The following is a 24,791-nucleotide window of genomic DNA, read 5'->3' as shown; positions in this document are numbered from 1 at the left end:
GTCCGACGATTCGGGATCCAGAATCGTGAGGGGAGCGCCGTACCATCGGCAAAACGCGACCCCACAAGGCCGCGCATTTTAAGCGCTTTCCCGCTCCACCAGTTCACATTCCAGCAAATTCAATTGCTGCAACGGCTCATCCCCCTCGATCACCCCCAACGCCTGCAACACCCGCCGCGCTGCCACTTCGCCAATTTGCCGGGCGGGCGGTTTGATGGTGGTCAGGCTCGGCAGCAGCATTTCGGCGAAGGCGTAATCGCCAAAGCCCACCACGGCGCAGTCTTGGGGAATGCGCAAACCGGCGCGCTGGCCGGCGAGCAGGCCGCCGGCGGCGACGTTGTCGTTGGCGAAGATGATCGCGTCGGGGCGCGGGGTGCGGTTCATTAGCGCGTCCATCGCCTGCTTGCCGCCTTCAAAGGGCGTGGCGTCGCTGCTGGGCACGAACACCCAGGGCTCGCGGCCAGCTTCGCGCAGGGTTTGCGCGTAACCGTCGCGGCGTTCCAGGGCGCTGAAGTCGCCGGCCGCGCTGTTCTGCACGAAGGCGATGCGCTGGTAGCCCTTGTCCAGCAGATAGCGCGCGGCGCGTACGCCCACGTCGTGGTGCAGAAAGCCGACCTGCATGGGGCTGCGCTCGGGCTGGTAATCCCAGATTTCCACCACCGGAATATCCGCCTCGGCGAGCATTTTGTCGGTGCCCGGCGAGTGGAAATGGCTGGTCACCACCAGTGCCGCCGGCGACCAACCGAGAAACGCCCGCACGGCATTTTCTTCCTGGTCTTCCGAGAAATAACTGGAGGCCAACAGCAACTGATACCCGTGCGCGGCCAAGGTGTCGCTGAAGCCCTGAATGGTGTTGGCAAAGATCGGCCCGGAGATGTTTGGCACCACCATGCCGACGATGCGCCCACGGGCTGAAGCCAGCCCGCCGGCCACCAGATTGGGCACATAGCCCAACTCGGCGACCACCGCTTGAATGCGCTCGCGCAGCTCCGGCGATACCTGTTCCGGCTGGTTGAAATAGCGCGACACGGTAATGGCCGAAACACCCACCTGCTTAGCCACGGTGCTTAACGTCACGCGCCCGGCGCCACGGCGTTTACGGGTGGTTTCTTTGTCGCTGATCACGGTAAAAGCCGATCCTGGGCGAGGAGAGTGGCGGCCACCTTACTGCATTTGGTAGCGCTAACAAAAGATCCCCGCTAAATCACTTAATGGAATATAAAAGTAATTTATTAGTATTTGACGGTCTATAAATGCCGCGTTGATACTGGTGATGTTAGCGCTAACAAGCGCCGCGCTGTCGCCACGCACTGCCACTCGTACGAGCGAGACCAGACACCGACAGCGCTCTACAGAGCCCACCGCAGCAGTGGGCCACGTCTGGGTCTTTAAAGGGGCAGTCCACCATGAACACCGCAGCATCTCGTTTCCCGCGTCGCAGTCCGTTGGCCGTAGCCGTTTTGCTCGCCGCGCTGGGCCAGTACAGCGTTGCCGCCGAGCCGTCTGAGCCAACCGAAAGCGCCGAGCAAGCGCCCACCCTGAGCACCGTTACGGTTACCGCCACCCGCCGCGAAGAGTCGCTGCAAAAGGTGCCGGTGGCGGTGTCGGTGGTCGATGGCGAACAGCTTGAGCGCGACAACCGCAACAACGTCTCGAGCATCGTTCAGCAAGTGCCCACGCTCAACTACCGCAGCGGCGCCTCGAACAAAGACACCTCGTTGTTTATCCGTGGCGTCGGCACCATCACCACCTCGCCGGGCATTGAGCCCACCGTGGCGACTGTGATTGATGGCGTGGTGCTTGGCCGCCCCGGTCAGTCGACGCTGGACCTGCTCGACCTGGAACGCATCGAAGTGCTGCGCGGCCCGCAAGGCACGCTGTTTGGCAAAAACGCCTCGGCCGGCGTGCTGAACATCGTCAGCAAAGAAGCGCCGGAAGAAACCCACGGTTACGTCGATTACTCGCACTTCGGCGGCGGCAACGAAAACCGCCTGCGCTTTGGTATTGGCGGGCGCTTGACCGACAGCGTGAAAGGCTCGCTCACCACCTTGCTGGGCACGTACGACGGCAACGTCGAAAACGAATACAACGGCCATGACGTCAACGGCTACGACCGCAAAGGCGCGCGCGGCAAGCTTGAAATCGAGCCGAACGACGACGTAAAAGTCACCCTGATCGCCGACTACACCGATGGCAAAGACACCATTCCCAACGGCGTCATCACCCAAGCCAGCCCCGCGTTTGGCACCGCTCTGGGCAACAGCGTCAGCCCCAGCGACCACAACCGCAGCATCAACAGCGACTTCAACACCCGCGTCTACGACCGCAACCAGGGCTTGTCTGGCCAAGTGGACTGGAGCCTCGGCGATTACACGCTCACCTCCATTACCGCCTGGCGCGGCTGGAACAACACCCAGTACCAGGACGGCGACCGCCTGGCGCAAGTGGCGGTCGGCTTCCCGCAGTCCCACGACAAAGGTCAGCTGGACTACGACCAATACTCACAAGAACTGCGCCTGGCCTCGCCCAAAGGTGAATTCAACGAATACGTGCTCGGCGCCTTTTACATGCACGGCAAAAGTGAAGAGAGCTACCAGCGCGCCGTCACGCCGGTCAGCTTTGTCACCCAACGCGGCCGCGCCGACTACGAAGCCACCAACGACAGCTACGCCGTGTTCGGTGAAAACACCTTCAACTTCACCGACGACTTTCGCGGCATTCTCGGCCTGCGCTGGACCCACGATGACCTGGAATACAAACACCAGCGTGTATCAACCGCTGCCGCCACTGGCATTCAGCCGAGCTACGCCAGCGAGGGCTCGGTGGACGAAGACGGCTTTACCGGCCGTGCCGGGTTCCAATACGACATCAACGACAACCTGACCAGCTACATCACCTACTCGCGTGGCTACAAAGGCCCGGCCTACAACGTGTTCTTCAACATGCAGCCGCGTGACACCGAAGCGCTGAAACCGGAAACCTCCAACTCCTGGGAGGTGGGCCTGAAAAGCACCGCCTTCAACAACCGCCTGACCGCCAACCTGGCCGCGTTCCACACCGAATACGACAACTACCAGGCCAACTTCTACGACGTGGTGGCCGGCGCCGTGGTAACCCGCCTGATCAACGCCGGCAGCGTGAAAACCGAAGGCGTGGAACTGGACGTCAGCCTGCAAGCCACCAGCCAACTGAAATTCTCCGGCGCCGTGGCGTACACCAAAGCACGCGTCGACGAATTCAGCTGCCCGGTCGGCGCCGCCGCCTCGTGCGACATCAACGGCAAACCACTGCCCTACAGCCCGGACTGGAAAACCTACGTACGCGGCGACTACACCATCCCGCTGGACAACGGCCTGGATGTCGAACTGAGCACCGACTACGCCTGGCAAGACCAAGTGCAATACAGCCTCGACCAGAACGCCAACACCATCCAGGGCGCCTACGGCATCTGGAACGCCAGCGTGGCCTTGGCCGACTACAACGACGGCTGGCGCGTAGCGGTGCTGGGTAAAAACTTGGCGGACAAGAGCTACTCGAATGGACTGGCGTATAGCGGCGCCAACTACGTTTACCGCTCGGTGCCTAGGGATGATGAGCGGTACTTTGGGGTTGAGGTGCGCAAAGACTTTTGAGGTTCGAGCCTGACCATTACTTTGAAAAAAACCACCGTCATCCTCGCGAAAGCGGCGGTCCGACGATTCGGGATCCAGAATGGCCCGTCGAACGGTGCTCGTCACAAAATTCTGGATCCCCGCGTGCGCGAGGATGACGGATGTATGGGCAAAGAAATTCGTTTCCGACAACCCCCCGTAGGCGCTACTCGAATGGGCTGGCGTATAGCGGCGCCAACTACGTGTATCGCTCGGTGCCGAGGGATGATGAGCGGTACTTTGGGGTTGAGGTGCGGAAGGTTTTTTGAGGTTTTACCGCCGCTTTAACCACCGCTTTTGAAAAAACCCACCGTCATCCTCGCGCACGCGGGGATCCAGAATGGCCCGTCGAACGGTGCTCGTCACAAAACTCTGGATCCCCGCGTGCGCGAGGATGACGGATGTTTGATGCGAGACCGCCGTACCACCCCTGTAGGAGCGGCTTCAGCCGCGATGCCCTTGACCTTAAACAACCCAAAAAGCACCACCAGGAAACCCAAACCCATGACCACCCCCACCCGCCAACTCAGCCTTGGCGCCTTCCTCATGGCCGGCGGGCACCACATCGCCGCCTGGCGCCACCCCGACGTGCAGGCCAATCCGCTGGATTTCGCCAGCTACAAACGCACCGCACAAATCGCCGAAGCGGCCTGTTTCGATGCGGTGTTTGTCGCCGACAGCGTGGCCGCCAGCACCGACGACATCGCCAGCCACACCTCGCGCTCGGTGTACTTCGAGCCGCTGACGTTGCTGGCCGCGCTCAGTGCGGTGACCGAGCGGATCGGGCTGATCAGCACGGTCACCACCAGCTACAACGAGCCCTACCACGTGGCGCGTAAATTCGCCTCGCTGGATCACTTATCCGGTGGCCGCTCAGGCTGGAACCTGGTCACTTCTGATGCCGCCGCCGAAGCCTTCAATTTCGGCCGCGATGCGCATATTCCCCACGCCGAACGCTACGCCCGCGCCCGCGAATTTCATCAGGTGGTCACCGGCTTGTGGGACAGCTGGGCCGACGATGCCTTTGTGCAGAACAAACAGTCCGGCCAGTTCTACGACCCGACCAAGCTGCACGTGCTCAACCACAGCGGCGAGCACTTCAGCGTTCGCGGTCCGCTTAACGTCGCCCGCTCGCCGCAAGGTCGGCCGGTCATCGTGCAGGCCGGTTCTTCGGAAACCGGCCGCGCCCTGGCGGCGGAAACGGCGGAAGTGGTGTTCACCGCGCAAACCTCTTTGGCCAAAGCGCAGGCGTTTTATGCCGATGTGAAAGGGCGCATGGGCGCCTTTGGCCGCGAGCCCGACGCGCTGAAAATCATGCCCGGCGTGTTTGTGGTGGTCGGCCAGAGCCGTGACGAAGCGCAGGAGAAATTCGAGCAGTTTCAGGAGTTGGTGGAACCGCAGGTGGGCGTCGCCTTGCTGGGACGCATGTTGGGCAACTTTGACTTGTCGGGCTACCCGCTGGACGGTCCGCTGCCCGATTTACCGCTCACCGAAAACGGTCAGCAGAGCCGGCAGAAATTGCTCACCGAACTGGCCGGCGCCGAGAACCTGAGCCTGGCGCAACTGGGCCGGCGCATTGCCGGTGGAAGAGGGCATTACAGCCTGATCGGCACCGGCAGCGACATCGCCGATGAGTTGCAGGCCTGGTTCGAAGGCGGCGCGGCGGATGGTTTCAACGTGTTGGTGCCGCACCTGCCGGCAGGGCTCGAAGACGTCGCCCGTTTTGTGGTGCCGGAGCTGCAACGGCGAGGCTTGTTTCGCACTCAGTATCAGGGCAGCACCCTGCGTGAGCACCTGGGCCTGACTCGGCCGGTGAATCAGTTTTTCAGCCAATGACATCAAAAGATCGAGGCTGAAGCCTCTCCTACAGCGAACGCATTTCTCTGTGGGAGAGGCTTTAGCCTCGATTCCTGAAACCAAGAGACGACCCCATGACCTACCTCGCCAACCCCGACCGCTATCAATCCATGCCCTACCGCCGCGTCGGCCGCAGCGGCCTGGTATTGCCGGCGCTGTCCCTCGGCCTGTGGCACAACTTCGGCGATGCCACGCCTATTTCCACCCAGCGCGCGTTGCTGCGCACGGCGTTCGATCTGGGCATCAATCACTTCGACCTGGCCAACAACTACGGCCCACCCTATGGCAGCGCAGAAACCAATTTCGGTCGCCTGCTCAAGGAAGATTTCGCCGCGCACCGCGACGAGCTGATCATTTCCACCAAGGCCGGCTGGGACATGTGGCCCGGTCCCTACGGCCAAGGTGGCAGCTCGCGCAAGTACCTGATTTCCAGCCTCGACCAAAGCCTGCAGCGCTTGGGCCTGGATTACGTCGATATCTTCTATTCGCACCGCTTCGACCCGCACACGCCGTTGGAAGAAACGGCCGGCGCGCTGGCGAGCATCGTCGAGCAGGGCAAGGCGTTGTACATCGGTATCTCGTCGTATTCGGCGGGCAAAACCCGCGAGATCACCGCCTTGCTGCGCGAGCGCAACGTGCCGCTGCTGATTCATCAGCCGGCGTACAACCTGCTTAACCGCTGGATCGAAAAAGACCTGCTCGATGCCACCGACGAGGTGGGCGCGGGCGTGATCGTGTTCACCGCCCTGGCCCAGGGCTTGCTCAGCGACAAATACCTCAACGGCGTGCCGCAAGATTCGCGCGTAAACCGGCCGGGCGGCGCCTCGCTGCGTCCCGAGCATTTGTCCGAAGCCAACATCGAACGCGCCCGCGCGCTGAATGAAATCGCCAAGCGCCGTGGCCAAAGCCTGGCGCAACTGGCCCTGGCCTGGACCTTGCGCGACCCACGCGTGACCTCGGCCCTGATTGGTGCCAGCCATCCTGAGCAGATCGTGGAAAACGTCGCGGCGCTGAACAACCTGGCCTTTAGCGCCGAGGAGCTGGCCGAGATCGACCGCTACGCCGTCGAAGGCGGGATCAACCTCTGGGAAAAACCGTCCACCGACTGGGAATGACATGCGCCTATTAAAACGTTTTGCCGCGCTGTGGCTGCTCGCCGCGTGCAGTCAGTTGGCATTGGCCGATCCGGCCACGCTGCGCATCGGCTATCAGAAAGGCTCGGCGAGTCTGGTGTTGGCCAAAGAGCACAAGCTGCTGGAGCAGCGCTTTGCCAACACGCAGATTAAATGGATCGAATTTCCGGCCGGGCCGCAGATGCTCGAAGCGTTGAATATCGGCGCGCTGGACGTGGGCTCCACCGGCGATATTCCGCCGCTGTTCGCCCAGGCGGCCGGCGCCGATTTGCTTTACATCGCCGCCGAGCCGGCCAAGCCGCAAGCCGAGGTGATTGTGGTCGGCAATGCCAGCCCGATTCAAAGCGTGGCCGAGTTAAAGGGCAAAAAGGTCGCCTTTCAGAAAGGCTCCAGCTCGCACAATTTGCTGCTGCGGGCACTGAACAAAGCCGGCCTGGCCTTTACCGATATTCAGCCGGTGTACCTGTCGCCCGCCGACGCCCGCGCGGCGTTCGAGCAGGGCAGCGTCGACGCCTGGGTGATTTGGGATCCTTACTATTCATCGCTCGAACTGGAAGGTAAGGCGCGCCTGCTGGCCAATGGCGAAGGGCTGGGCTTGATCGGGCCGTTCTTCCTGGCGGCGCGGCCTTATGCCGAGGCGAACCCGCAGTTTATTCCGGCGTTGCTGGATGAGCTGGGCAAAGCCGAAGCGCTGACCCGTACTGACAAAGCCGCCAGCATCGCGCTTCTTGCCTCGTTTATGGGCTTGTCGCCAGCGGTGATCGAACGCACCTTCAGCCATCGTCCGCCGTCGCCGCCGATGGCGGTCAGCGCCGAGATTGTGCAGGCACAGCAAGCCACGGCCGATCTATTTCTGGCCAATCGGTTGCTGCCGAAAAAACTCGATATTGAAGCGGCGGTGTGGCGGCCGTAACCGCCAGGCGAGCGGGGCGCCTTAGCGCTCACGCATCGCTTCGGAACGGGCTTTGAGCACCGGTTTGAGCAGGTAATCCAACACGCTTTTATGCCCGGTAATGATGCCGACGTTGGCCACCATGCCAGGAATGATCAGCAGCGGATGCTCGTCGGTGCCCAGGTGGTTTTTGTCGGTGCGCACCTGGATCAGGTAGAAGCTGTTGCCTTTGTCGTCGGTCACGGTGTCGGCGCTGATCAGTTCCAGCTTTGCTTTGAGACCGCCGTAAATCGTGTAGTCGTAGGCGGTGAATTTCACCATGGCGCTTTGGCCAGGGTGCAGGAAGGCAACGTCTTGCGGGCGCACCCGCGCTTCGATCAGCAGGTTGTCTTCCAGCGGCACAATTTCCAGCATGTCGCTGCCGGGCTGCACCACGCCGCCAATGGTGTTGATCTTCAGCGTTTTGATAATGCCGTGCACCGGCGAGGTCACGGTGGTGCGGCTCACGCGGTCGTCGATGGCGACGCTGGTGGCGGTGATTTTTTGCAGTTCGGTGCGCTTTTCGTTGAGCTCTTTCGAGGCGTCGGAGCGGAACGCCAGGTCGGATTCCTGCATCTTGCTTTTGATTTCGTCGATGGCCGCCTCGGCGCGCGGAATGGCCAACGAGGTGGAGTTTAACGAGCCGCGAATTTCCACAGCGCTGCGGCGCAAGCGCAGAATTTCTACCGGCGAAATCGCGCCGGTGCCCACTAACGGCTCCGACATGTTCAGCTCTTGTTGCAGCAAGCCGAGGCTGGAGCGGTATTGCTCAACCTTGGAGCGAAACTCGGCCAGCTCCTGGGTTTTCTGCCGCAGCTGTTCGTTGAGGGTGCGCTGCTCGCTTTCCAGGTGTTTTTTCCGCGAGCTGTACAGCGCCAGTTCGTCGGCGGCCAGTTGCGGCGCTTTTTCCAGAACGTCGGCAGACAGCTGCATGGGCCGGCCTTCGGCTTCGGCCGACAACCGTTCCACCCGCGCTACCAACGCCATGCGGTCGGCTTCGGTTTCGCCACGGTTAGATAAAAACCGCGTGTCATCCAGGCGCATGAGCTTGTCGCCCTTGTTCACCATCTGGCCTTCGCGCACGAAAATTTCGGTGACGATGCCGCCTTCCAGGTTTTGAATCACCTGCACCTTGCTCGAGGGAATGGCTTTGCCTTCGCCGGTGGTCACTTCATCGAGCACAGCAAAGTGCGCCCAGCCGAGGGCGGTGAGCAGCAGGCCGCAGGTCACCCACAAGGTGATGCGCGACAGCCAGGGCGAATCTTCGCGCACCACGCCGTCCACTTCCGGCATGAACTCGGTGTCCTGTTTTTTCTGCCGCAGGCTTGAAAAGTACCCGCGTGGCGGTTGGCTCAGGTCCATGTTTTTTCCGTTAACACTCATCAGTTGACGTCATACCGAGGCCTGGCCGATGCGGCCTTTGCGCAGGGCGTCGATAACCGCATCTTTCGGCCCGTCGGCCATCACTTGGCCGTTGTCGAGCACCACCAGACGGTCGACCAGGCTGAGCATCGAGGTGCGGTGGGTAATCAGCAGCACGGTTTTGCCTTGAATCCAGGTGTGCAGCTTGGCTTTCAGCGCTTCTTCGCTGGCGTTGTCCATGGCGCTGGTGGGCTCGTCGAGCACCAGAATCGGTGGGTCCAGCAGCAGCGCGCGGGCCAGCAATACGGCCTGGCGCTGGCCACCGGAAAGCAGCTGGCCGCGCTCGCCTACCGGGCGCTCAAAGCCCTGCGGATGCTGACGGGCGAGCTCGCTGACGCCGGTCATTTCCGCCACTTCGAGCATGCGTGCGTCGCTCACGTAGCGGGCGCCGAGGGTGAGGTTGTCGCGCAGGCTGCCCGAGAGCAGCGGCAGGTCGTGGGCGACGTAGCCGATCTGGTGGCGCAGGTCGGCCACATCGAGTTGGCGCAGGTCGAGGCCGTCGAGCAGCAGTTGGCCTTCTTCGGGTGTGTAGAAACCCATGATCAGACGCGCCAGGGTGCTTTTGCCTGAACCGCTGCGGCCGATGATGCCGATGCGCTCGCCCGGCTGCATGTGCAGGCTGGCGCCGACCAGCGCCGGGCCGCTGGCGTTGGGGTAGGTAAAGCTGACCTTGTGCATGTCGAGCGCGCCCTTGAGTTGGGTGCGCTCCAGCGGCCGCTGTTTGGCTTGGCGCTCTTGCGGCATGGACATCATGGCGTCGGTGCTGCGCATGGTGATTTGCGCTTGTTGGTAGCGCGTAATCAGCCCGGCAATTTGCCCCAGCGGCGCCATCACGCGGCTGCCGAGCATGTACGAGGCCACCAGGGCGCCGACGCTAAGGTTGCCGTCGATAATCAGGTACACGCCGGCAATGATCGTCGCCATGCCCGAGAACTGCTGAAGGAACAGCGTGCCGTTGGTGGCCAGCGCCGAAAGATTCCGCGCGTGGGCGTCAAGGCGGGTCATGGCGCCGTGGGTGGTTTCCCATTTGTGCTGCCGCTCGCTTTCGGCGCTGCACGCTTTCAGGGTTTCCAGGCCGCTAAGGGTTTCAATCAGCAAGGCCTGACGCTCGGCGCCCAGGGCCAGGCTTTTCTGCACGGTGTCGCGCAGGCGCGACTGAATAATCAGGGCGAAAATAATGGTGATGGGAAAGGCCAGCAGGGGAATGACCACAATCCAGCCGCCGAGCAGACCAATCACCACAATCATCAGCAGGGCGAAGGGCAGGTCGATAATGCTGGTCAGGGTCACGGCGGTGAGGAATTCGCGCAGGCCCTGGAAGTCGTGAATGCTCTGGGCGAAACCGCCAACGCTGGCCGGCCGGGCGCTCATCGACATACCGGTGATGCGCTCGAACAAGGTGGCCGAGAGCACCACGTCGGTTTTCTTGCCGGCGACATCCAGCAGATGGGAACGCAGCACCCGCAGCAGCAATTCGAACATCGTGCCCAACAGCAAACCGATGGACAGCACCCACAAGGTCGAAATGGCCTGGTTGGGCACCACGCGGTCGTAGGTTTGCATCACAAACAGCGGCACCATCATGCCCAGCAGGTTGATCAGCAGGCTGGCGAGAATGGCGTCGGCATACAGCCAGCGCGACAGTTTCAGTGTGTCGCGAAACCAGGCTTCCACGCGAGGCACCAGCGGTGTGCGCAGGTCTTCCAGCTCATGGCGCGGCCGGGCAAATAACGCCTGGCCGGCGTACTCGGCTTGCAGCAATTCGCGGCTTACCCATTGCTCGCCGCCTTCGGCTTCGCTGGGCAAAATCAGCGCCTGACCATCAGCGCGCCACTCGCGCAGCACGGCGCAGCGGCCGCCCTTGAGCACCAACAACACCGGCAGGTTAAGGGCGGAAATGGCAGTCAACTCACGGCGCAGCAAACGGCCTTGCAAGCCGGCGCGGGCTGCAGCGCGAGGTAATAAATCGGGGCTCAAGCGTTGTTCGGGCATCGGCAAACCGGCACTCAAACTGCCACGGCTGGCCGAACAGTTGTGCAGGTTGCACAAGATCAACAACCCATCGAGCAGCGGGTCATCGTGGTCTAAACGCGGGTCGCCGGACGGGCCGGTCCGTTCCATGGTGGTCACAGTCTCACTACTCCTCATTCAGACCTTGAGCACTCGGCTGACTGCTGTCTGATCGCACTGTGCCACTGTGGTTCAGACAAATTATTCAGCGAGTTCAACCGAGGGCTGATACAGCGGGAACCGGCGCCACCCATGCACTGTTGTAGGAGCGGCTTCAGCCGCGATGCTCTGGATTGAAGATCAAGGGCATCGCGGCTGAAGCCGCTCCTACAAGGGCGGGGTGGGGCGGCTGGCTGCCGTCGCTTATTTCATCGACGGCAGTTGCGCGGTGCTTTTCACTTCGTTGAGCGCAGTCGCTTCGGCGGGCAGCACGGTGCCTTGCTTGCGCAGCAGCTCGCCCATGGCCGATTGCAGGCGGTACATCGAGAATTCCTCGGTGTAGCGCACTTCCACGTAACGACGGTTGGCGGTGAACAGTTCGTTCTCGCTGTCGAGGAGGTCGAGCAGGGTGCGTTGGCCCAGGCCGAATTGGTCTTGGTAGGCCATGCGTACACGCTTGGTGTAGTCGGCGTAGTCACGGGCCAGCGGCGTCTGCAGGCGGGCGTTGCGCAGGGCGTTCCAGGCCAGGGTCACGTTCTCGTTGATCTGACGCAGGGCGTTGTTGCGGATGTCCATCGCCTGGTTGATTTGGTAGGCGGTGGATTGCAGGTTGGCCTTGTCGCGGCCGCCGTTGAGCAGGTTGTAGGTCATCACCACGCCCGCACGCCAGTTGTTGTCATGGCCTTCGTCGCCGGCGGTGTTGTTGTTGGCGTTGGCCGCCAACTCGGCGTCGAAACGTGGGTAGAAGGGCGACTTGGCCACTTCGTATTGTTTCTCGGCGGCGATCACGTCGGCTTGGGCCGATTTCAGCATGGGGTTGTTATCCACCACGCGCTGGCGCGCTTCGTTCACGTCTTCGGGAATCTGGCCTTTGATCGAGGCCGGAATTTCCAGCTCATCGGCGGGGCGGCCAACGGCACTGAAGAAATTGGCTTCGGCGTCCTGCAGGTTCACTTCCTCGGTGTAGAGGTTGTTGGCTGCCAGGGCCAAACGCGCGGACGACTGATCGGAGTCGGCGTTGCTGCCCACACCGCGCTCGCTGCGCAGGTTGATCTGATCGCCCATGCGCTGGTGCGCCTGCAAGTTATTGCGGGCCAGGTCGACCATCTCGCGGCGTTTCAGCACTTCGAGGTAAAGCTGCACGGTGCGCAGCGCCAAGTCTTCGCCGGTGCCTTGGATGTAATAAGACCGGGAATTGACCACCGCTTCGGTGCGAGCAATTTCGTTCGGCGTGTTGAAGCCATCGAACAGCATTTGCCGCAGGCGCAGCTGCGAGGTGCCGTAGTCGAGTTGTTCCTTGTTGTGGCTGTTCAGGCCATTGCCGCGCGCGCGGGTGGTGGGGTTGTCGGTTTCTTCGCGGCCGTAACCGGCGATGGCGTCGACTACCGGGTAGTAACCCCCTTGTGCGACGCCGACTTGCTCCTTGCTCGCTCGGCGGTCGTTGATGCTGGCTTGCAGCTCGGGGTGGGTGTCGATGGTGCTCTGGATGGCTTCGGACAGGGTCATGGCCTGCGCCTGTGCGCAGACCACAGCCAACAGCACGCTAGTCCATAGCGGTTTTATTGCAGGCATGGGTACTTCTCCATAGGTGTGAACGTTGTGTTGGTATGCCAATAAATTGGCTTATGCGCCTACTAGACCGTTTCAGGCTTGTAACATTCCAGCTAAGAACAACTTTAGAAGAACCTAAGAAATTTTTGGAACAAACCTTATGAATATTTATTCTTATGCAGTATGTGAAAACGAGCACATTGTTTTTGCCTGCACGTCACGTTTACCGGGGTCTTTGACGCTGGCGAGACTTGCAAATCACGGTCAATTGCGGTTTCGAGCGTCTGGAACGGGGAGAAACACTGCGGTAGTTTGAGCAGCGCTAGGGCGGTAGTTTTTTGACGTCATGGCTTTTTGATGCAAATCATCGTTGCCTAACTTTCGGCGGGTTTTTCGTATTCCTCAGCTTTTGAAAGGCGGTTGGCCCTTTTGAAAATGCGTGTCGACGGGTCGTTGGCAGCAGTAGTGAGGAAGGAATCATGGCTACGTTGATTGGTGTCGTCAGTAAAGTAATCGGCGAGGTCTTTGCGGTAGCGAGCGATGGATCGCGACGCGCGTTGACTGAGGGCGACCGCGTATACGCGGGCGAACAACTGGACACCGGCGCTCAAGGCGCCGTTGCCGTGGCGCTGGCCAATGGCGGCGAACTCACCCTGGGCCGCGAAAGCAGCCTGGAACTGGATACCGCGCTGCTCAACGGCGGCAGCGGTAACGAGGTGATCGTTCAAGACCCCGTTGCACCGGCCACGCCCAGCCAGGACGACCTGACTGACGTTGAGCAACTGCAAGCGGCCATCGAGGCGGGCCAAGACCCGACCCAAGCCGGTGAAGCCACCGCTGCCGGCCCGGGTGCAGGCGCAGGCGGCCCCGGCGGTGCAGGCGGCGGCCGTTCCTTCGTGCTGCTGACCGAAGTCGGCGGCGCCGTGACCCCGAACATTGGTTTCCCCACCGAAGGCCTGGCGCGCGGCCCCGAGTTTCCCGATCCCGACCCGGCCGCCCGTAACCTCCCTGATCCTGATCCTGCGGCCCCGGACGGCGACCCCGACGCCGGCACCGTGTCCATTTCCCTCGACGAAGACAGCGACCTGCCCGGCAGCATCGAAGGCAGCCCGTATGGCGATGACCAGCCTGGCGTGCCGGCTTCGCTCAGTGGCAGCCTGGGTTATAACTTTGGGCCGGACGGTCCGGGGGCGTTCGCCTGGAACGCGGTGGATTTGTCTGGCATCACCTCGCAAGGTCAACCGCTGGTCGTGGTCATCAGCGCCGACGGCCTGACGCTCACGGCCCACCAAGGCGGCGCTGACGGTCCGGTGGTATTCACGGCCACCAACACTAATCCGCTGACCGGCGCCTTCGACTTCAACCTGGAGCTGCCGCTGGATCATCCAGTGGCCGGCGCCGAAGACACGCTAGACCTCAACCTCGATTACACCATCACCGACGGCAACGGCACGCCGAGCACCGGCACCCTGGCCGTGGGCATCAACGACGACAGCCCGGAATTGAGTACCGGCGGTGAGGGTTCGCCGTTCGTGGGCGGCATCGTCCATGAAGACGCGCTGAGCCAATTGCCGGCCAGCGGTCAGTCAGGTCTTCCGGGCGTGGCGGTTGCCGCACCATACGAGGGCAACAATGAAGACGGCGATGCGCCGGGTTCCGACAGCAACCCCGCGCAGACCGTGAATGTCGGCGTGGAATCCGGCCCTGGTTCGCTTACCAGCCTGGTGAACTTCGGTGCCGATGGCATTGGCAGCTTCGGCCTGGTCGGCACCGCTGCCGCCACCGCCGTGCTCGATGCCCAGGGACTGACTTCGGGCGGCGTGGCGTTGACCTATTCAGTCGTGGTGTCGGCTGACGGCAGCTATACCACGCTCACCGCCAGCGGCCCCGGCTACGACGTGTTCACCCTGCAAGTGGGCACCGATGGCAGCTTCAATTTCACCCTGCAAGGCCCGCTGGACCACGCGCTCGCCAATGGCGATGACGGCGAACTGTTCGGCAATGGCAACGTGCTGGGTATCGACTTCACCGGCCTGCTGACCGCCACCGATTTTGACGGCGATCCGGTGCAAGGCTTCGGCACGGCCGGCGGCCTGTTTGTGATCAATATCGAAGACGATGTGCCGACCATTGGCACCGTGGGCACCGAAGCCCAGCTGCAAGTGGATGAAAGCGATCTGGGCGCCAACGCCTCAGCCAACTTCAGCGATGCATTCACTGTGCAAGCCGGCGGCGATGGCCTGCAAAGCGTGAATTACGAGCTGACCGTGAGCGACCCGGCCAGCGGCCTGGTGGACACCGCCAGCGGCGAAAACGTGGTGCTCAGCGTTAATGCCGGCGTGGTCGAAGGCCGCACCGAAGGCAGCAACGAACTGGTGTTTACCGTGAGCGTGGGCGCTGACGGCACCGTGACCCTCGACCAGATTCGCCCGGTGGTGCACGACGACGCCAGTAACCCCGACGATGTCGACGTGCTCGGCAGCGGCCACATCAACTTGGTGGCCACCGCCACTGACGGCGATGGCGACACCGCCACCGGCAGTCTCGACCTGGGCAACGCCATTAGCTTCCGTGACGACGGCCCGAGCATCACCCCCGGCACCTTGGCCGGCATCGCCCTGGTGGTGGATGAAACGTTCCTTTCGGTGGATGCCAGCGCTGATTTCAGCGGCGCGTTCACTCCCGTGTTTGGTGCCGATGGCGCCGGCAGCGTCAGCTATCAACTGAACGTCAGCGTTCCCGGCGCCGACAGCGGCTTGGTGGACACCGCCAGCGGCGACGCCATCGTGTTGTTTAAAGAAGGCGACACATTGGTCGGCCGCGTCGGCGATGCCGGTGGCCCGATCTCCTTTACCGTTACGGTGAACGCAGCGACCGGCGTGGTCACGCTGGATCAACAGCGCGCCATCGTGCACGACCCGGACACCGGGCCAAATCAAACCACCGGCTTGCTCAACGACAATCTGGTGCAACTGACCGCCACCGTCATCGACAAAGACGGCGACAGCGCCACCGCCAACCTGAACATCGGCGGCACCCTGAGCTTTGCCGACGATGCGCCCATCATCGACCCGGGCACCGGCTTGCCGCCTGCGCTGGTGGTGGATGAAACAAACCTGAACGTGGACGCCAGCGCCGACTTCAGCGGCGCCTTTACGCCGCTGTTCGGTGCTGATGGCGCGGGCAACGTGGCCTACACCCTGAACGTCAGCGCACCGGGCGCCGACACCGGCCTGGTTGATACCGCCAGTGGCGATGCCATTGTGCTGTTCAAAGAAGGCGACCTGCTGGTCGGCCGCGTGGGCGATGCCGGCGGTCCAATCTCCTTCACCGTGTCGGTGAATGCGGCGACCGGCGTGGTCACGCTTGATCAACAATTGGCCATCGCCCACCTGCCCAACACCGGGCCGGACCAAGCCAGCGATTCGCTGCTGGGCAACCTGATTCAACTGACCGGCACCATCACTGACGGTGACGGCGACACCACCTCGGCCACCGTGAATATCGGCGGCGCCCTCAGCTTCGAAGACGATGCACCCACCGTCTCGCCCACCACGGCCACCGCCACACTGGACGACGAAGGCCTGCTCGGTGGCATCAACGGCGGCCCGGGCGATGTCGCCGGCGCGGCCACCACCACCAGCGGCACGCTGAACTTCGCCGCAGGCGCCGATGGCCTGCAAAGCATTGCGCTGACCGGCCCAAGCAGCCTGGGCACTGAGGCGGTGACCTCGGTGTGGGATGCCAGCACCAACACCCTGACCATCAGTTCCGCCCGTGGCGAACTGGTGCGCGTTGAGCTCACCAACCCGAGCACCGGCGCTTACACCGTGAGCCTGCTGCAACCGTTGATGCACCCAGCGGCCGGCACCGAAGACACCCTGCAACTGAACGTCGGCTACACCGTCACCGACCGCGATAACGACCAGGCCAGCGGCAACCTGGCGGTCAATATCAACGACGACAGCCCAACCATTCAGGCGTCCGATCTGGGCGGAAGCTCGCAGGTCACCTTTAACGGCACCAGTGCGGGCTACGCCAGTAGCTATGGCTACTACACCAAAGGGCCTGATGGCTTGCCGGTCGACGGCAAAATCATCTGGGCCAACGTGCAGGACCAGACCGCCGGCGACACCGCCGACATCAGCAGCCTGGACCCCAGCACCACTGGTTTCTTCATCATTCCCAACGGTGCCAACGGCAACGCTGGCCTGGTAGACGGTGCGTCCGTCAGCTTCAGTCAGGTGGGCGGCAAGTGGGTGGCCTCGGTGGGCGGCGTGCCGCTGGTGGGCGACGATGGCGCCAATGTGCTGTTCACTGACGCCTCGCTCAACCCCGGCGGCTCGCACCTGCAAGACACCGGCAGCGCGGGCAATCAGAACTGGGAAGACCTCACCATCGGCTCCGACTACGACTACAACGACGTTGCCACCAACGTGACGTGGGGCTCGTCGTTGCAGCTGCAAGTGGATGAAAGCAACTTCGGCGCAGATGCCAGCGCCAACTTCGCCGGCACTTTCAACGTGCAGGCCGGTGCCGATGGCATCGCCAGCCAGACCTACAACCTCGGCGTGACAAACGCTAACTCCGGCCTGGTGGATACCGCCACCGGCGAGAACGTGATGCTCAGCGTCAACGCCAGCGGCGTAATCGAAGGGCGCACCAGCGGCACCAATGACTTGGTATTCACCGTGAGCGTAAATGCCGGCGGTACCGTTACCCTCGACCAGATTCGCGCCATTGTTCACCCCACCGGCGACGCCGACGAAGCGGCGTACCTGGGCGCCGGGCATATCAGCCTTGGCTCCACGGTTGTCGATGGCGACGGCGACAGCGCTACTGCCACCGTCGACCTCGGTCAGGTGATCAGCTTCCGCGACGACGGCCCAAGCGTGGGCACCAACGGCACCGTGCTGCTCGACGACGACGCATTGGCCAATGGCATTGCCGGTGGCGTTAACGATGACGCCGACTCTTCCAACACCAGCGGCACCTTGGCGCACAACTACGGCGCCGACGGCGCGGGCTCGATTCAGTGGCTCACCAGCGGCGCACCGGCCGGCTTCAGCTACGAAACCTCGGGCAGCAACTTGCTGGTCAAACAGGGCGGCACCACGGTGATGACCGTGTCGCTGAACAGCAGCACCGGCGAATACAACGTGGTGCAAAACGCGGCCATCGACCACGCCAACGCCGACAACGAAAACAACCAGGCCTTTACCTTCAACTACCAAGTCACCGACAAAGACGGCGACAAGGCCAACGGCACGCTGCAAGTGAACGTCGACGACGACACGCCTACCGCGAGTGACGACGTGGCTCAGGTGCAAGTGGCCCAAGGCCAAAGCTTCAACACCATGTTCGTGCTGGACTTCAGCGGCAGCATAGACAACAGCGAACTGAACACCATGCTCACCGCGGTGAAAGCCGCTGCCCAGGCGCTATTCAGCGGCACCACTGGCGATGTGCACGCGCAAATCGTCGCGTTCTCTGGCGATGCCACCTCGTACCTGCCGGTGGACAACTATGCCGACTTCGCGGCGAGAATCGACAGCCTGAACTCCAACCTGCCTGGCGGCGCGCGGCCTTACAGCGGCTCGACCGACTTCAGCGACGCGGTGCAGGAAGTGGTCAATTCCTTTACCCCGATTGCCGGTGCCAGCAACCAGGTGTTCTTTATCAGCGACGGTAACCCGAACGAGTCCACCGGCCCTGGCGGCGAGGCACTGAGCCCCGCAGCGGCGGCGCAGTGGAACAACTTCGTGAGCACCAACCACATCAACGTCACCACCATCGGCATTGGTGACGGCATTGCCACCGGGCCGCTGCAACAAGTGGATGTCGACGGCAATGGCGTACCGATTCTGGTCGACGGCTTCGGCTCGCTGATCGATACCCTGGTTGGCCAAGTGACCGGCGGCTTCGTTAACGGCAACGTGCTCAACGGCAGCGATGGCGCCGTGGGCGGCGGCGATGACGACAGCTTCGGCGCAGACGGCGCCGGGCGCATTCAGTCCATCGAAGTCAACGGCGTGACTTACACCTGGGACGGTGCCAACACCATCGACCCAAGCAGCGGCGCCAACATCGTCGGCAACCAACTGAACAACATCGCCACGGGGCAGGGCGGCACGCTGTCGTTCAACTTCAGCACCGGCGCCTGGAGCTACACCGCGCCCAACACCATTGCTGGCGACAAGGTGGAAAACTTCACCTACACCATCATTGACCACGACGGCGATCCCTCCAGCGCCAGCCTCACCGTATACGTCGAAGACGCCTCGCCGATTGTGGCGCGCGTCGATGAAGACGAACTGGCCGGCGGCATCACCGACAACGACGCCACCACCACCATCGCCACCGGCAGCGTCGCCGACCTGAGCGCGGCCGGCAGCGGTGCGCAGTTCAGCCTGAGCACCAACACCAGTGGGCTGGCCTCGGCCACCTCCCATGGTGTGGCGCTGGTATACAGCGTGGCCGGCGACACCCTCACCGCCACAGCCGGTGCCGGCGGGCCGCAAGTGTTTACCTTGCAAGTGGCCGGCAACGGCGATTACACCTTCACCCTGAAAGCACCGCTGGACCATGCCGCAGGCAGCGGCGACGACTCGCTGGTAACGCTTAACTTCGCCAGCCTGTTGCAGGCCACCAACGGCGTGAATGCGCTGCCGCTGGCCGGTGATTTCCTGGTGCAGATCGAAAACGACATCCCCGTCATCGCCGCTGGCAACGCGGCGCCTGGCTCGCTGCAAGTGGATGAAACCAACCTGGCGGTGAACGCCAGCCAAAGCTTTGCCGGCGCCTTCACCGGCCAGTTCGGCGCCGATGGCGCGGGCAGCACCACCTATGGCCTGAACGTCAGCAGCGCCGGGGTCAACAGTGGCCTGAAAGACAGCGCCACCGGCAACGACATCCAGCTGTTCAAAATCGGCAACGACGTGGTCGGCAAGTACGGCGGCGTGGGCGGCACCACGGTGTTTACCGTGAAAGTGGATGCCAGCGGCGTGGTCACCCTCGACCAGGTTCGCGCCATCGCCCACACCCCTGACAGCGGCCCCGATCAGGCCGCCACCCTCAGCGCCGGCAACCTGGTGCAGTTGGTCGCGACCATCATCGACCACGACGGCGACAGCAGCAGCGCCACCCTGAACCTGGGCAACGCCATCAGCTTCAAAGATGACGGCCCCACCGTCAGCACCAACGCCCCGGTGTTGTTGGACGACGATGCCTTGCCCAACGGCAACGCCAGCGGCATTGGCGACGACGCCGATTCGGTAAACAGCAGCGGCACCCTCGCGCACAGCTTTGGCGCCGATGGCGCGGGCTCGATTCAATGGCTGACCAGCGGCGCGCCGAGTGGCTTCAGCTACGAAACCTCGGGCACCTCGCTGCTGGTTAAACAGGGCGCCACCACCGTACTCACCGTCACGCTCAACAGCGCCACCGGTGCCTACAACGTGGTGCAAAACGCCGTGATCAACCACACGCCGGGCGAGGCCGAAAACAACCAACCGTTCAACCTCAGCTACCAAGTCACCGACAAAGACGGCGACAAAGCCACCGGCTCGCTGAGTGTTAACGTTGACGACGACACCCCGCTGGCCAAAGGCGACATCGCCTACGTGCAGGAAGCCCAGGGCCAGAACTTCAACTCGGTGTTCGTGCTCGACTTCAGCGGCAGCATCGACAACAGCGAACTGAACACCATGCTCACCGCGGTGAAAACCGCTGCCCAGGCGCTGTTCAGCGGCACCAGTGGCGACGTGAAAGCGCAGATCGTGGCGTTCTCCGGCGATGCCACGGCGTACCCAACCTTCGACAACTACGCCGACTTCGCGGCGAAAATCGACAGCCTTAACTCGCAAATCGGTGGTGCGCGGCCGTACAGCGGCTCCACGGACTTCAGCGACGCGGTCACCAAGGTCATCAGTTCGTACACCCCGATTGCCGGTTACAGCAATCAGGTGTTCTTCATCAGTGACGGCAACCCCAACGAATCCAACGGTCCTGGCGGCGCATCGCTGACCACGGCTGTGGCTTCGCAATGGACCAACTTCGTCACCAGCAACCACATCAACGTCAACACCATCGGCGTAGGCGACGGCATCGACACCGTGCACCTGCAAGAAGTGGATGTGGACGGCAGCGGCTCGCCCGTTCTGGTGGGCAATTTCGCCGGCTTGGTCGACACCCTGGTGGCGCAGGTCACTGGTGGGCTGGTTAACGGCAACGTGCTGCTGGGCAATAACGGCGCGGTCGGCGGCGGCGATGACGACAGCTACGGCGCCGATGGCGGCGGCCATATTCAGTCGATTCAAATCAACGGCATCACCTACGCGTGGGACGGTGCCAATACCATCGACCCAAGCAGCGGCGCCAACATCAGCGGCAATTCGCTGAGCAATATCGTCACGGCTGAGGGCGGCAAACTGTCGTTCAACTTCAGCACCGGCGCTTACACCTACACGGCGCCGACCACGGTTACCGGCGACAAGGTGGAAAGCTTCCAATACACCATCATCGACCACGACGGCGATCCATCCTCGGCCACGCTCACGGTGTACGTCGAAGACGCAGCGCCCGTGGTGGGCCGCGTGGAAGAAGACGAACTGCCTGGCGGCGTGTCCGATGGCGATGCCTTCGGCACCGTGGCCACCGGCAATATCGGCGACCTGGTGTTCGGTCCTGGCACCGCGCAATTTAGCCTGAGCAGCAACACCAGTGGCCTGGCTTCGGCCACCTCGCACGGCGTTGCGCTGGTGTACAGCGTGGTCGGCAACACCCTGACCGCTACCGCAGGCGCCGCTGGTCCGCAGGTATTCACCCTGCAAGTACAAACCGACGGCAGCTACACCTTTACCCTCAAAGGCCCGCTGGATCACCCGCTGGCCAATGGTGACGACACCGAAGCGCTGAGCCTGAACTTCGCCAGCATTCTTAAAGCCGTCGATGGCAGCAACAACCCGATGACGCTGGCCGGCGGCTTCCTCGTGCAGATTGAAGACGACGTGCCCACCGTCGCCCTTAGCGGCGCGCAAACGCCGACCCTGCAAGTGGACGACAGCAACCTCGCCGCGAACGCCACCGGCAACTTCGCCAACGCCTTCACCGTCAACCATGGCGGCGACGGCGCCGGCAGCACCACCTACAGCCTCAACGTCAGCTCGGCCGGCGTGGCCAGCGGGCTGAAAGATGCGGCCAGCGGCAGCGACATCCTGCTTTATAAAGAAGGCAACGCGATTGTCGGCAAAGTCGGCGGCGCGGGCGGGGCGACGTCGTTCACCCTCACCGTAAACGCCAGCACCGGCCAGGTCAGCCTCGATCAAGCCCTGGCGCTGCAACATTCGCCAGACACCGGACCGAACCAATCGACCACCTTGAGCGCCGCCAACCTGGTGCAGCTGGTGGCGACCGTGACCGACCACGACGGCGACAGCGCCAGCACGGCGCTGAACCTGGGCAACTCGCTGAGCTTCCTCGACGACGCGCCAACCGCCGCCACCATCGTGCAAAACGGTCAGGCCAGCACGGCGCTCAATACCAACCTGATGATCGTGCTCGATATCTCCGGCAGCATGAACAACGCGTCCGGCGTGGGCAGCATGAATCGTCTGGACGTGGCGAAGAACTCGCTGCTGGAATTGTTCGAACAATACGATGCGCTGGGCGATGTGAAAGTTAGCGTGGTGTCGTTCTCCACCAACGCCACCACCGAAGAAGTGTGGGTGAGTATCGCCGACGCCAAGGCCGCGATTCTGGCCCTGCAACCGGCCGACTCGACCAACTTCGACGCGGCGCTTATTGCCGCCATTAACGCCTATGGCCAGCCCGGCAAGATCGCGGCCGGCAATGTGCAGAACGTGGCGTACTTCCTCTCCGACGGCGAACCCAACGTGCCCAACGGCGATGCCGGCATCTCCAACGCCGCCGGCAGCGCCAGCGGTTGGCCAACCCCGTACTCCAACGGCGGCGTGTCGGAAGAGCAAGCGTGGGTCAACTTCCTCAACGCCAACAACGTGCGCTCGTATGCCTTGGGCATGGGCACCGGCAGCAGCGTGGGCGGCCTGGACCCCATCGCCTACAACGGTGTCACCCACAGCAACACCGGCGGCCAGGTGGTGAGCAACCTCAACAACCTCACCTCGGTACTGGTGAGCACGGCGCAGGCCTCACCGCTCTCGGGCAACCTCACCAGCGGCGGCAGCTTTGGCGCTGACGGCGGCTATGTGCGGGCGCTGACCGTTGACGGTAAAACCTTCACCTACGACAAAACCGCCAACAGCGTAACGGCCACCGGCGGCGCGCCATTCACCTACAGCTCGGGCATTCTCACCCTTGGCCTGGCCTCGGGCGGCAGTCTGGCTGTGAACGTTAACAGCGGCGCGTACACCTTCTCGCCGCCTAGCGTGATCAGCACGGCCATTGCCGCGAGCATCGTATTCACCCTGATCGACCTGGACGGCGACACCGCCAGCGCCGCGCTGAACATCGCCATCGATGCCGGCCAGGCACCAATGGTGGTGCGCGACGACTTGGTGCTGACGAACACCGACATCCAGGCCAACGCCGACCAGATCAGCATTCCCACCTGGGCGCTGCTGGCCAACGACACCGGCCCGAGCCACAACCTGCTGTCGATTATCGCGGCCGGTAATGCCGTGGACGGCAGCGTGAACCACACCGCTGGGGCGCAAGTATTCGGCGAGGAAAACGCCAGTGCGCGCGATGGCGGCAGCTTCACCTACACCGCCTCGATTGATGGCCATACCGCGCTGGACACCGCAGTGGTCACGGTTGATCGCGCTCAAGCTGGCGAAGCCGCATTGGACGGCACCTTCCGCAACGAAGTGCTGCTAGGCCGCGAAACGGCAGACACCCTCAACGGCAATGACGGTGACGACATCCTCTTGGGCCTGGGCGGCAATGACACCCTGAACGGCGGCGAGGGCAACGACATTCTCGTCGGCGGCCTCGGCAACGACGCGCTTAATGGCGGCAACGGCGTAGACACCGTCAGCTACCACGACGCCACCGGCAGCGTGACCGCCATTCTTACCGCAACGGGCGGCTCGTCCTCCGGCGCGGCGGGTGCCGACACCTTCAGCAATATCGAAAACCTCATCGGCTCCGACTACGCCGACACCCTGACCGGGAACCTCAACAGTAACTACATCCACGGCGGTGCCGGCAACGACATCATCAATGGCGCAGCAGGCGATGATGTTCTTGTCGGCGGGCTGGGCAATGACTCGCTGACCGGCGGAAGCGGCAACGACACCTTCGTATGGGAGAAGGGCGGCCTCGGTGGCACCGACACCATCAACGACTTCCACGTTGACCTGAGCGGCAACAGCTCGGACGTGCTCGACCTGTCGCAACTGCTGTCGGGCGTGGCGCAGGCCGGCAACGCACTGGACGACTACCTGAGCTTCAACTTCGGCGGCGGCAATACCACCATCGGTATTTCCACCACCGCCGGCGGGCCGGCTCAGCAATCGGTGGTATTGAGTGGGGTAGATCTTTCCAGCGGCGCCTACTACGGCAGCACCGATGCGGCGACGGTCATCAACGGCATGATCAGCGATCACGCCTTGAAAACCGACACCGTCTAACCCGTTGTTCCTGACTTGGGCCCGCTTCGGCGGGCCTTTTTTTGCCCAGGTTTTACGACGCCTAAAACGACTACGGGCAGCTCGAAGGCTGCCCGTAGGGGTGTTGCGTGTGAAGCCTTAAGCGGTCATCTGCCAAGGCTCAAGGTCGTAACCTTGCTTATTCAACTCATCGCGCGACTGCTTCAGCAAACGTTCGAGTTGGGTTGGATCGGTGAACGCGCTGCTGGCCACTTGAGTACGGCCGAGCAGGCGGGTGTTGGTGCGGTCGATAACAGAAAAATTCAACTCACCTTTGCCATCTTGCGGCGCCCAGGCAACACACTGGAAAGGCTGAAAAGCGCGGTGAGCAATCAACAAAGCTTCGTTAACACGGAGCGGGGTAGTCATGGGGTCGTTTCTCCGATGGGTCCCAAACAGTAAGCGGCCGCTGGAGCGAATCTTCGCTACTGGGGCCTTCAGGAGTGTT

Annotated in this window: 10 protein-coding genes; 5 read left to right on the top strand and 5 right to left on the bottom strand. The window is 62.6% G+C overall.

The genetic code is table 11. The features are described 5' to 3' along the window. Positions 1 to 78: 78 nt before the first annotated feature. Entirely contained in the window at positions 79 to 1,125 is a 1,047-nt protein-coding gene (locus tag ACZZZU_RS03660) for a LacI family DNA-binding transcriptional regulator (RefSeq protein ID WP_463549788.1), read from the bottom strand. A gap of 281 nt (positions 1,126 to 1,406) precedes the next feature. On the opposite strand from ACZZZU_RS03660, the gene ACZZZU_RS03655 reads away from it, so the two are divergent. The 4 genes from ACZZZU_RS03655 to ACZZZU_RS03640 all read left to right on the top strand — a co-directional run bounded on the left by ACZZZU_RS03655 (position 1,407) and on the right by ACZZZU_RS03640 (position 7,553). Further along, the gene (locus ACZZZU_RS03655) at positions 1,407 to 3,632 is read left to right on the top strand and encodes a TonB-dependent receptor (protein ID WP_463549787.1); all 2,226 of its coding nucleotides are present in this window, start codon (positions 1,407 to 1,409) and stop codon (positions 3,630 to 3,632) included. A gap of 522 nt (positions 3,633 to 4,154) precedes the next feature. Then, positions 4,155 to 5,486, top strand: coding sequence for an LLM class flavin-dependent oxidoreductase (locus ACZZZU_RS03650; RefSeq protein ID WP_463549786.1), 1,332 nt, complete (start codon positions 4,155 to 4,157; stop codon positions 5,484 to 5,486). A 95-nt stretch (positions 5,487 to 5,581) separates the two neighbouring features. Then, a complete protein-coding gene (mgrA, locus tag ACZZZU_RS03645) occupies positions 5,582 to 6,622 on the top strand; it encodes an L-glyceraldehyde 3-phosphate reductase (RefSeq protein WP_463549785.1) in 1,041 nt (346 codons plus the stop codon). Position 6,623: 1 nt separating this feature from the next. Continuing rightward, on the top strand, positions 6,624 to 7,553 hold the full coding sequence (locus ACZZZU_RS03640; RefSeq protein ID WP_463549784.1) for an aliphatic sulfonate ABC transporter substrate-binding protein: 930 nt from the start codon (positions 6,624 to 6,626) through the stop codon (positions 7,551 to 7,553). Between the two features lie 21 nt (positions 7,554 to 7,574). Here ACZZZU_RS03640 and ACZZZU_RS03635 read toward each other — a convergent pair whose 3' ends face one another. From ACZZZU_RS03635 to ACZZZU_RS03625, 3 genes are all read right to left on the bottom strand, one after another. Next, a complete protein-coding gene (locus ACZZZU_RS03635; RefSeq protein ID WP_122498507.1) occupies positions 7,575 to 8,933 on the bottom strand; it encodes an HlyD family type I secretion periplasmic adaptor subunit in 1,359 nt (452 codons plus the stop codon). 30 nt (positions 8,934 to 8,963) lie between these two features. Next, entirely contained in the window at positions 8,964 to 11,114 is a 2,151-nt protein-coding gene (locus ACZZZU_RS03630) for a type I secretion system permease/ATPase (protein ID WP_463552097.1), read from the bottom strand. A gap of 252 nt (positions 11,115 to 11,366) precedes the next feature. Then, complete coding sequence (locus tag ACZZZU_RS03625) at positions 11,367 to 12,734, bottom strand: TolC family outer membrane protein (protein ID WP_122498511.1); 1,368 nt, start codon at positions 12,732 to 12,734, stop codon at positions 11,367 to 11,369. Positions 12,735 to 13,192: 458 nt separating this feature from the next. Here ACZZZU_RS03625 and ACZZZU_RS03620 point away from each other — a divergent pair, with 458 nt between their 5' ends. Then, entirely contained in the window at positions 13,193 to 24,325 is an 11,133-nt protein-coding gene (locus ACZZZU_RS03620) for a retention module-containing protein (RefSeq protein ID WP_463549783.1), read from the top strand. Positions 24,326 to 24,442: 117 nt separating this feature from the next. Here the strand turns inward: ACZZZU_RS03620 and ACZZZU_RS03615 are convergent, their stop codons facing one another. After that, positions 24,443 to 24,712 (bottom strand): hypothetical protein, encoded by a 270-nt coding sequence (locus ACZZZU_RS03615; protein WP_122498515.1) that lies wholly within the window; start codon positions 24,710 to 24,712, stop codon positions 24,443 to 24,445. Between the last annotated feature and the right edge of the window lie 79 nt (positions 24,713 to 24,791).

It is taken from the genome of Pseudomonas sp. AC136 (genome assembly GCF_979258585.1).
Note: the sequence above shows the minus strand (reverse complement) of the source record. Positions and strands in the feature narration are given on the sequence as shown.

Excerpts from the sequence above, each read along its gene's own strand:
- ACZZZU_RS03620 (WP_463549783.1), top strand. The coding sequence starts at position 13,193 with ATGGCTACGTTGATTGGTGTCGTCAGTAAAGTAATCGGCGAGGTCTTT.
- ACZZZU_RS03640 (WP_463549784.1), top strand. The coding sequence starts at position 6,624 with ATGCGCCTATTAAAACGTTTTGCCGCGCTGTGGCTGCTCGCCGCGTGC.
- ACZZZU_RS03650 (WP_463549786.1), top strand. The coding sequence starts at position 4,155 with ATGACCACCCCCACCCGCCAACTCAGCCTTGGCGCCTTCCTCATGGCC.
- mgrA (WP_463549785.1), top strand. The coding sequence starts at position 5,582 with ATGACCTACCTCGCCAACCCCGACCGCTATCAATCCATGCCCTACCGC.
- ACZZZU_RS03655 (WP_463549787.1), top strand. The coding sequence starts at position 1,407 with ATGAACACCGCAGCATCTCGTTTCCCGCGTCGCAGTCCGTTGGCCGTA.
- ACZZZU_RS03635 (WP_122498507.1), bottom strand. The coding sequence starts at position 8,933 with ATGGACCTGAGCCAACCGCCACGCGGGTACTTTTCAAGCCTGCGGCAG.
- ACZZZU_RS03630 (WP_463552097.1), bottom strand. The coding sequence starts at position 11,114 with ATGGAACGGACCGGCCCGTCCGGCGACCCGCGTTTAGACCACGATGAC.
- ACZZZU_RS03615 (WP_122498515.1), bottom strand. The coding sequence starts at position 24,712 with ATGACTACCCCGCTCCGTGTTAACGAAGCTTTGTTGATTGCTCACCGC.
- ACZZZU_RS03625 (WP_122498511.1), bottom strand. The coding sequence starts at position 12,734 with ATGCCTGCAATAAAACCGCTATGGACTAGCGTGCTGTTGGCTGTGGTC.